This window comes from Flavobacterium sp. MEB061, assembly GCF_000834715.1.
Classification (GTDB): domain Bacteria; phylum Bacteroidota; class Bacteroidia; order Flavobacteriales; family Flavobacteriaceae; genus Flavobacterium; species Flavobacterium pectinovorum.
This window is the reverse complement of the sequence record NZ_JXQR01000011.1, coordinates 1-10,282: the sequence shown is the minus strand read 5'-3', so window position 1 is coordinate 10,282 and position 10,282 is coordinate 1. Positions and strand designations below refer to the sequence as shown.

5 protein-coding genes are annotated in these 10,282 nt (G+C 33.3%); all 5 read right to left on the bottom strand.

Annotated features, from left to right (window positions below; translation table 11 throughout):
• Nucleotides 1-197 precede the first annotated feature (197 nt).
• The 5 genes from RT99_RS05320 to RT99_RS05300 all read right to left on the bottom strand — a co-directional run bounded on the left by RT99_RS05320 (nucleotide 198) and on the right by RT99_RS05300 (nucleotide 9,989).
• Nucleotides 198-956, bottom strand: coding sequence for a LytTR family DNA-binding domain-containing protein (locus RT99_RS05320; RefSeq protein WP_042563707.1), 759 nt, complete (start codon nucleotides 954-956; stop codon nucleotides 198-200).
• A 60-nt stretch (nucleotides 957-1,016) separates the two neighbouring features.
• The gene (locus RT99_RS05315; protein ID WP_042563706.1) at nucleotides 1,017-2,339 is read right to left on the bottom strand and encodes a RagB/SusD family nutrient uptake outer membrane protein; all 1,323 of its coding nucleotides are present in this window, start codon (nucleotides 2,337-2,339) and stop codon (nucleotides 1,017-1,019) included.
• Nucleotides 2,340-2,350: 11 nt separating this feature from the next.
• Complete coding sequence (locus tag RT99_RS05310) at nucleotides 2,351-5,692, bottom strand: SusC/RagA family TonB-linked outer membrane protein (RefSeq protein WP_042563705.1); 3,342 nt, start codon at nucleotides 5,690-5,692, stop codon at nucleotides 2,351-2,353.
• A 26-nt stretch (nucleotides 5,693-5,718) separates the two neighbouring features.
• A complete protein-coding gene (locus RT99_RS05305; protein WP_042563708.1) occupies nucleotides 5,719-8,316 on the bottom strand; it encodes a zinc-dependent metalloprotease in 2,598 nt (865 codons plus the stop codon).
• A 107-nt stretch (nucleotides 8,317-8,423) separates the two neighbouring features.
• Complete coding sequence (locus RT99_RS05300; protein ID WP_042563704.1) at nucleotides 8,424-9,989, bottom strand: histidine kinase; 1,566 nt, start codon at nucleotides 9,987-9,989, stop codon at nucleotides 8,424-8,426.
• Nucleotides 9,990-10,282 lie beyond the last annotated feature (293 nt).

Sequence of the window (10,282 nt, the reverse complement as noted above, 5' to 3'; positions counted from 1 at the left end):
TGCGTTAGGGATAGAAGCGGAAATCCTTTTTTTGAGCTTTTTCTGCTCAAAAAAAGATTGGGAGCGTATAGCCCGACCGGAGGAACGCCCAAAAGAACTAAATCCTGATCTAAAAAAGTTAACCGCAAATTTGACAAATTCGACACACAATCTAACTTGATAATTTTTTATTCAGGTTGAAAATAAATGAAATTAATTTACGAATTAAGCCAGTTTTTGAAATTATTAATTTCTTTTTTACTTAAAATTATAGGTTCAGTATCGGGAACGGAAATGTTAAGCAATAATTCGATTTTTTGACTCGAATGTTTTATAATTTCCTGAATATGATGCCTGTTGATGATGTATTTTCTGTTGATTTTAAAAAATAGTTTTGGATCCAAACTATTGATAAGATCTTTAAGATTGCTGTTGTATAAATAGCTGTTTCCCGAATTGGTGTGAAGGAAAAGATGTTTTCCGGTAGCAAAAAAATAGGGAATAGCCGTGTCATTAATAGAGATGAGTTTGTCTCTGTGATTGACCAAAAAATGATGTTGAATACTGCTTTGATTTTCAATTTCAACCAAAGATTCAAGAATGGGGTTGGGATTGAAAGTTTCCTTGATGTTTTTGTATTTGGATAAAGCTTCTAATAATTCCTGTTCTTCATAAGGTTTTAGAAGATAATCGATTGTAAAATGTTTGAAAACTTTTACGGCATAAGAATCATAAGCGGTAATAAAAATAACGGGACATGAAATGGTTGCTTCTTCAAAAATGTCAAGACTTTTTCCGTCTCCCAAATGAATATCCATAAACGCAAGATCTACTATTTTTTCTTTAAAAAAAGCCACAGCATCTTTTACAGATTTTAATATAGTTACTTCACTTATGGTGATAATTTGTTGTTGTTCGAGAATTGATTTCAGATAGTTTGAAGCCAGATGTTCATCTTCAATGATGGCAATTTTCATTTTCCTTTTTTTTGCAAAGGTAAAAAAAAAGCTCCGTTAAAAACGGAGCTTAATTTCAATCTACAAGTTTGGATTATTTAAACGTGCATTCTTTGGGAATGGTATCGTATAACGTGGATCATTTTGAATTAACTTATATTCAACTCCATCTAAATTGTGTATGATTTCTTTTTGAGTCGTTCTTCTCAAGTCGAACCAACGGTGTCCTTCTGCAGCAAATTCACGTTGTCTTTCTAAAGCGATAAACTCAAGAAGTTGTGCTTGGTCCATGTTTTCAACAGCTGTAGCAAGTGTAGTATAACCTGCAGTTTTATATCTGTTTTTGATAAAAGTTAAAACTGTAGTTTTTGCTGTTGTTAAATCATTTAGCTGAGTTGCAGCTTCTGCTTTTGTCAAGTACAATTCTGATGCTCTGAAAGAACATTTTTGAGCAGCTGACCCGCCACCTTTTCTAAATCTAAATCTGCTTCCGCTTGCCTGAAAGTACAATGCAAAACGTAAATCATCTGTTCTGTCGTAAATGCTGGTTAAAGTTGGAGAAGCAAAAGAAAGTCCTTTTAATTCAACATTGTAAACATTTTCAAGGGCTAATATTGATTCGGCACTATCATAATTGTTTGCCAAAACAGGAGTAGCGTTTAAATCTACCAAAGTGTTTTTAAATGCAAGTGCTTTATCAGCAGCTTCCAGAGCTTTTGCCCATTCTTTTTGATAAAGGAAAATACGAGATTCTAAAGCATATATAGAAGCTTTTGAGAAACGATAGTTTAAACCTTTTGCTTGTGTATCTGTGTTAAGCAATTTTTTAGCTTCTTCTTTATCAGAATAAATTTGCTCGTAGATTCTTGCTACACTTTCAGGAGCAAAAGCCTGTTCTAAATCTACTTCTAAAGCTAAAGGAACACCTTTGTCAGTACCTGCAGTAGCAGCATTATAAGGTTTTGCAAACAAGTTCAATAAATCAAAATAAGCATAAGCTCTTAATGCATAAGCTTCACCAATTAACTGATCTTTATCTGCAGATGCCTCAACTTTAGCTTTTGCATCGTTGATAATAACATTCGTATAAAAAATAGTAGTATAAAGACGATCGTACTGAAAAGTTGTTGTTATTACATCAGGATTTCCATCTTTCCAGGTATAGATATCTTTAAATAAAACTAATTCATCACTATCTTCATTCATAAGGAATTCATCTCCTCTTACAGAAGCAAGGGACTTGTGCATAGGGAAGGTCTCATATCCTCTTGTAAGAACTGCTCTGTAGTCTGTCAATGTTTCTGGAATTACCTTACCAATTGGTTGTATATCGAGGTAATCATCACAACTTACTGTTGCAAGAGCTGCAACAAAAAAGAAGGTGTATTTTAATATATTTTTCATCTTAAATTAGTTTAAAAAGTTAAGTTACATCCTATAGATATTGATCTCGGGATTGGTTGTGCATAGATATTTCCGAATGTTTCAGGGTCAAAATATCCTTTATAATCAGAGCTTACAACAAATAAGTTTCTTCCTTCTATACTAAATCTAATATCTTCCATGAAAACACTATTAGTTGCTTTTTTAGGTAATGAATATCCTAAACGTACACTGCTTAATCTCATATAACTCATGTCATGAACCCATGTGTCTAATAAAGCATAATTATCTGTTGCGCTTTGTCCGGAATACCACATGTATGTCATCCATGTATCATCTCCTGTTCCAGAGTTTCTACCATTGATTCCAGGTAAATTAGTATTTGTATTTGTTGGTGTCCATGCATTCAAAATATCCGTAGAATAATTTTGGCTGCGATCTACAGTTGTTCCATTATAAGGAGGTCTTTCTACAACAGTTTGTTTAATGTTAAAAGTAGTAGCAATGGTTAGGTCAAAGTTATGTACTTTAAAAGTGTTGATGAAACCTCCTGTAAATTTAGGGTCACGATCTCCTACGTAGGTGTATAGGTTTCTCGTTTCTTCAGATGATAAACCAGATTGTGTAAACTCTCCAGGTATAAAAACTGCTAATGGGTCATAAAGGGCAAAAAGGGTGTTCGTATTAACTGTTTCTCCATTTTTATTAATAAATAATGGATAGCCATTTTCATCAAGTCCAGCTGTTTTTAGGGCGAAAACAGCATTAACCGGATATCCTTCTTTTGAAGGCAATAAACTATTTGATCTTACCTGAACACGATCAACATTACTCTTGTTGTGAGAGAAATTAATATTGGTAGTCCACGAGAAATTAGGACGTTCGATATTTTTTGTTGTTAATGCAATTTCATAACCTTTATTAGACACTTGTGCCCAGTTTAAGTTAGAATACTCAAAACCATTCTCAACAGGAAGCGATTGTAAACCAATTAAATCAGTACTTTTTCTTCCATAAACATCGGTTACAACACTCACACGGTTGTTAAATAAACCAAGATCAAAACCAAAGTTGGTGTTGGTTGTTTTTTCCCATCTTAATTTATCGTTTGGAGGAGATACTACAGTTATCACTGGTTCTGTTTGTCCAGGTAAAATAGTTACGTTTTCATATGCTCCAACTACAAAAGGAGATGTGTTTTTATCAATATTTCCTTGTAAACCATAAGAAGCACGTAATCTTAGGGCAGATATTGTCTGATTTTCTTTTAAGAAATTTTCTTCAGATACTAACCAAGACCCAGAAATAGCCCATAATGGTAAGTATTTGTATTTAGGATCTACACCAAATAAATCAGATCCGTCGTAACGTACACTACCAAAAGCAGTATATTTTCTGTTGTATGTATACGATGCAGTAGCAAAGAATGAAGCAAATGCATTTTCATTCTCTGTTTTTTGATACGTTCTGTACGGCGCATCTTTAGCAACATCAGCGTTAGGGAAAATAATTTGTTTTGTTGTTAAGGTTTGTGGATCAAATCCGAAGCCTTTAGTTGCTATTAACGTGTTTTTGTTTTTTCTTAATTCGCTACCCGCCATTACCTCAACCTCATGTTTTTGATTGAAAACAGCACTGTAATTTAACATTGTTTTCCAGTTGTACTGGAAAAAGTCAGTATTAGAATTTTGAATAATTCCTCCTTCAGGAAGGAAGAAAAAGTCTCCGTCATCACCAGATCTACGTGTTTTTTCTCTTTCTTTTCTAACGTAATAAGTGTCTTTGCCAGCAAATTTTTCAGAAGCATTATTATCAAATTGAAGACCAACCTGAGTAGTAGCTTTAAAGTTTTTAGTAATGTTATAATCAATATCAAGTATCGCTTTTATAGCTCTGTTTTTTAATTCGTAAGATGTATTTTCTCTTTCTTCAAGAAAGTTAAAAGGAATATATTCAGTAGAATAATTAGAAATGTCCTTGTCGTAGTTATAACTTCCGTCAGCATTTCTAGGTGTTAAATACGGGTTTACATTTCTTGAATAATTCGCAGGATTTGTAAATGCATCTGTATCTGTTACGTAAGATTTTGTTTTACTTTGAGAACCGAAAATACTAACTCCAACACGTAATTTATCACTTACTTCAAAATTGTTTTTTAAGGTAAGGTTGTATCTGTTGAATCCGGTTCCAATTGTAGTTCCATCTTCATCATAAGCTCCAAGAGAGAAGTAGTAATCAGACTTTTCTCCACCACCAGATAAACTCAAACCGTATTGTGTATTTACTGCATCCTGGTACAATAAGTTACCCCAGTTTGTATTGTTGTTTCTTAATGCATTGATAGAATTTTGAGAATCTGTACTTAAAGCTGAAAAACCTCCTGCTCTGTAAGCTCCTAATTCATTAGCGCCATTTAAAATACGGGAAACTTGTCCGCCAGTATCTCTGTAAGTTAAATTTGGATCAGCAGCCAATCCTAATTCGAAATCAACTTTTTGAGATGAATTCATCAAGTTTAATTTAGAAAAGTCAGGTCTTTGTGTAAGGAAAGTATTGGTAGTAAAGTTTACTCTCATATTTCCTTTTCTACCTTTTTTAGTAGTAACAACGATAACTCCGTTTGCGGCTCTTGCTCCATAAATAGCAGTTGCCGAAGCATCTTTTAAGATCGTAATGTCTTTAATATCTTCAGGGTTTAAACCTGCGATTGAAAAGTTAGTCAATTGATCGATGTTGTCTTTATCGTAATTTTGTGGAACATCATTTCCTTCTAAAGGCAAACCATCTAAAACCCATAACGGATCTTGTGGGCCTGAAAGCGAAGCTGTACCACGAATTCTCACTTTTGCGATAGTACCAGGAGCACCTGTATTTTGAGTAACGGCAACACCCGTAACCTGACCAATCAATAATTGATCAATACTGGCAACACCCGCTTGTTGAATGTCGATCATGTTAGCCTTACTAATAGCAGAAGTTAATTTTCTGGTTTCGATTTTTTGGTAACCTGTAACAACAACCTCTTTCAATTCTGCAGTTTCAGATTTCAAACTAACATTGTAGTTTTTTTGATTTGTAACTTCAAGTGAAGTAGACTCATATCCAATATAAGTTACCCTTAAAAACTTTACGTTTCCGTTTATTTGTAGTGTAAATGTACCATCAAAGTCAGTAACGGTACCAAGGCTTGAACTTTGAATTACACCTTTTTGTTGTGTGCTGTTTGAAATAGAAGCATTTTCTACAAAGACAGATACACCATACAGGGGCATACCATCTTTTGAATCAGTTACTTTTCCTTTAATAGTTCTGGTTTCCTGGGCATACCCGGACAGGGCAAGGAGAAAACTCAGCATGTAAAATAGATTTTTCATTCTGAAATTTGGGTTTGGTTAAAAATTTATAATGTGTTGTTTAATGCTCTTTCTATACGTTGAATCAAATCGAAATAATGATTTTTAGTTTCCTGATTCCCGATATTTCTTTTCGATTTTAATAATTGTAAAACCTGATTCAATTCTCCTTTTTTATCAGACGTAACTTCCGAAACTCTTTTCATGGCAGACTGATTAATATTGCGTACCATTTTAGAATTGTCCAGATAATCACACAATTGCGGCATGTTTAGGCTTTCCTGAATTTCGATACTCTTTTTAGGTTCTGTTTTTTCAAAAAGTTTGTTTGTTGATACAATTAAAACATCAACATAATTTTTCTGAGTTAAACGTTCTAAAATCGTAAGTGATTTATTCTGAATGGTCGAAGCAAAAATATTTTGACGTAGTGTTTTAAATAATTGCGTTACTGTAAATACATTCTCTTTCGTTTCATTACGCTGAAACAATTCGTTTTCAGTAATTCGAAGCAAACGATCGTCACTTAACATGCTGTAAAGAACTCCGTATTGTAATTCTCTCGCCAATGTGTAAGGCGTATATTCGTATGGTCCTATTGGCGTATCTTTTAAAGGATTTGTTTTGTCTAAAATTGGATTGAAAAACAACCATTGAGGAAGCGTAAGAGTATTTTTTAATAAATAAGCCACAGCTCTTTTTTGTATCTCAGCCGGAACCGCAACATAACTCGCTTTATTATCACCGTGAACCGTAGGATTTAAATAAATTCCGCCAAGATTGCTTAAAACATGGTAGTTGTACAAATTCCACTGACCAATTGCGCCAATATAAAGGTTACCTGTTCCGAAATAAGATTCGTCTTTATCATATGTCCAGTCCAGAATATTGCTTACCACTCTTTTCAAGTTTTTCAGTCCGTATTCTCCGGCTTTCATGGCATCATTTCCTAAATCTTCAGATTGAGAACGCGGATCAATTGTAGCGTCTGCGCTTTGTTGTTCTCCGTAAAAATAAATAGGATCATTTTGATATTTGGTAATCAAAGCGTTTAAAGCAGTATGTTCTTCATTTTCATTTGCATACCATCTGTAACCCCATTCGATAGCGTATTTATCATACTCACCAATTTTTGGTGTAATCGTTTCTACATGATCTTCTGGCTGAGCAATATAATTATATCGGGCATAATCCATAATAGAAGGAGCAGTGCCGCCCATTTTTGCCGTAAAAGCTGGAGATCGAAGTGATTCTACATCATAAGCAAAAGAAGCACCCATGTTGTGTTTTAAACCAAAAGTATGTCCCACCTCATGAGACGAAACAAAACGAATTGCTTCTCCCATATGTTCATCACTAAATTTGTTTGCTCTCGCTTTCGGGTCAATTGCACCGGTTTGTATGCGCATCCAGCTATGAAGTGACGTCATCACATTATGCCACCAGATAATGTCTGATTCGATAATTTCGCCACTTCTTGGATCAACAACCGCTGGTCCCATCGCATTAGACTTTTGCGACGCAACATAAGTAATAACAGAATAACGAACGTCATCGATATCAAAATCAGTGTCTTCATCCGTAGGTTCTTTTGCGATAACAGCATTTTTAAATCCCGCTTTTTCAAACGCAATTTGCCAGTCGCGAACCCCTTCTATTATATAGGAGCGCCATTGTTTAGGTGTCGATGGATCGATGTAGTAAACAATGGGTTTCTTAGGCTCTACTAATTCGCCATTTTTATATTTTTCAAGGTCTTCTTTTTTAGGTTCTAATCTCCAGCGCGTAATTAATTCTCTCTCACGCATTGCCTGCTGATCATCGCTGAAATACCAGTGTTTTTCAGAGAAATAACCAACACGTTTATCTGCAAAACGAGGGTGCATCGGAGTTTTATCTAATAATATTATATTACTCGTAACGCCCAGAGTGACCGAAATGGCAATGCCGTCTTCGAAAACCGAAGTGGTAAGCTGAGATTTAACAACTATATTTTTAGGAAACGTTTTCACACTTTCTATATACGAAAGCTCCGATTTTACAGATCCGCTAAGGCCAATATTGCTTAAAACATCGTTGAAACTTTTTTGTTTTCCGTCAAAAACTTTATTTGCTTTGATTACGATCGAAGTAGAATCATTATTTTTTGTTTCAATATCAAAAACCTCTATAATAGATTCTGAAAAATTTGCATTTACCGAAGCCGTTATAGCGTCTCCCGTTGGTGAAGAAACGTTTGGGACAGATGATTTTACCCAAACTTTTTTTGCAACAAGATCTTTATGAAAAGTAATAATCTTGTTTTCATAGTTCATTCCTCTGTTAAGCCCTTGCTCATTAATCGTCATAGGAACGTTTGAAATTTTATTAACCACCAAAAATTCTCTTTGAAACAAAGAATCATTGATTTCTAAATACAAATCTGTTTTTACCTGAATGGTATTAAACAAACCTTTTTTGAATGTACCTTGTTTGATAAGGTCATCGTATTTTTTCCCTTTTGAAGTTTTAAGAGAATCTGCAGCTTGTTCGGTTTTGTCTTTGTCTTTTTTATTCTTTTTTTGAGAAACCATAGTACCGGTACTCAATAGTACAGTTGCTAAAACAACGGTTTTTAGGTTTATCAGCAATGCCTTTTCCCTCATGATGAAAGTTAAGTTTAGGTTAATTTTTGCCGAAATTATTCTGTAAATAATGTTAAAAAAAACAAAATGGAGTGAGTGGCTTTTTTTTGGGAGTGAATGTTTTCTTTTTAGCCAATAAGCGGTAAAATGCAAGTAAAATCCCCGTCTTTTTTGTAGGCCTGAAAATGAGTTTTTGAGTAATAAGAATAAATACTTTCTAGGTATTTGTGACCAAATTTAGACTCTTGTCCAAAACTTGGTTTCTCGTTTAGATTATTGGTAATAACAACCTCATTTTCTCTAATTTCAATGTTGATTTTAAGAGGGGTTTCGTCAGAAGCAATATTGTGTTTTATGGCGTTTTCAATAGCAATCTGAAAAGCCAGATACGGAACTTTCTTCAACAAAACATTTTCATCATCAATAGTATTAATGGTAAAAACGAATTCTTCCTTAAAACGGGTTTGCTGTAAAAAGATATATTTTTCGATAAAAAGTAATTCTTCCTGCAGCGTAACGATATTCTGCACCGGCGGATTAATAAGATATCGGTAAATTTTCGAAAGATTCAAAGTAAACTTACGCGCTACGGCCGTATCACCATCAATAAGCATATAAAGTGAATTGAGCGAATTGAATAAAAAGTGAGGATTAATCTGTTCTTTCAGCTGTTGTAACTGAATGAGGGCTTTCTCTTTATTTATCTTTTCATTTTCGAGAAGAAGCCTGTTTTTTTCTTTTGATAAAACAGCTTTTTCCTTAAAAGTCTTTTTATTAAAAATAGTAAACAGATAGAAAAACAAAATCAATATCGAAGTCGTAATGACATATATTAACGAAGCGTATTTTTTGACAGCCTCAACATCTTCACTTCCAATTTCTTTGGGAGAGCTCACGCTAATATACCAGTTTGTATTTTTTACATTCAGTCGTTTTGTATATCGTACAATATCTAATTTCAGATATTCAGAAAGCGCAATTTTTTTACCATAAAACTCGTCATTGATAAACGTAGTATCTTTTGGAGTCATATTGGTAATCTTAAAAACATTTTGATTCAGAAGTTTTACTTCCGGATGATAAAGAATTGTTCCTTTTTTATCAAAAACAAAAGCGTAATTGGGTAAATTCTTATTGATGTTCTTAAAATAAGATTGCAGTGATTTAAGATCAACATCAAAACCGTATCGAACAATGGTTCCGTTTTCTGAAATAGATTTAAAATAAATACGCCAAAAAATGTTTTCATTATCCTTAACAATACTACTCGATTGATTTTTAGCGTTATTTTTTAGAATTAAATCTTTTATAGTAGCATCAAGATTTGAATCGCTTTTAGAAGTAGTAAATTCTATTTTACCATTATTGATCTGAAACCAATTATTTTTAATCAAACTATCATTGGCATGAATCGTACTTAAAACCTTTAAATGATCAGAAAGATTTTGTGCATTACTAATTTTGATAATATGATCCAGCTCTTTTTGTGTGTCCAGAAAACGTGAAAATTCCTGTTGTACAACTTCTTCTCTTTTAAGAAAGTTGCGATGTGTACTTTCTGTATTCGATTTTTCGGTTATCTGCGTAATCAAATTACTTAATACATAAAGAGAAAGCAATGTAAGGGCAATAAAAATAATTCCTAAAATGAAAAAGTTTCGGCCTGAAAAGATATTTTTTAAAGTGAATTTCAAAGATGTTTTTTAAATAAAGAAATATTAATTGTGGATTTTTTTGCCGGGCAAATATAGTATTTTCTTTAAAACTGGTTTCTTTTTTTTCTTCGGATGTGGCTGATGCTCAGATTGAAAGAATTTTACTCTTTATTTTTGATTGCTTAAGCTTTGTCAAAGTTTTAAACTTTGACAAAGCTTATCACTACGAAGCACACATTTCTAAGTTGAAACTTGTTTCCTTTTTAATCTTAGTTTCAATCAAAGAAATCTATGTCTCTATGTGTTTAAAAAAAATAAGCAATTTTTTTTTT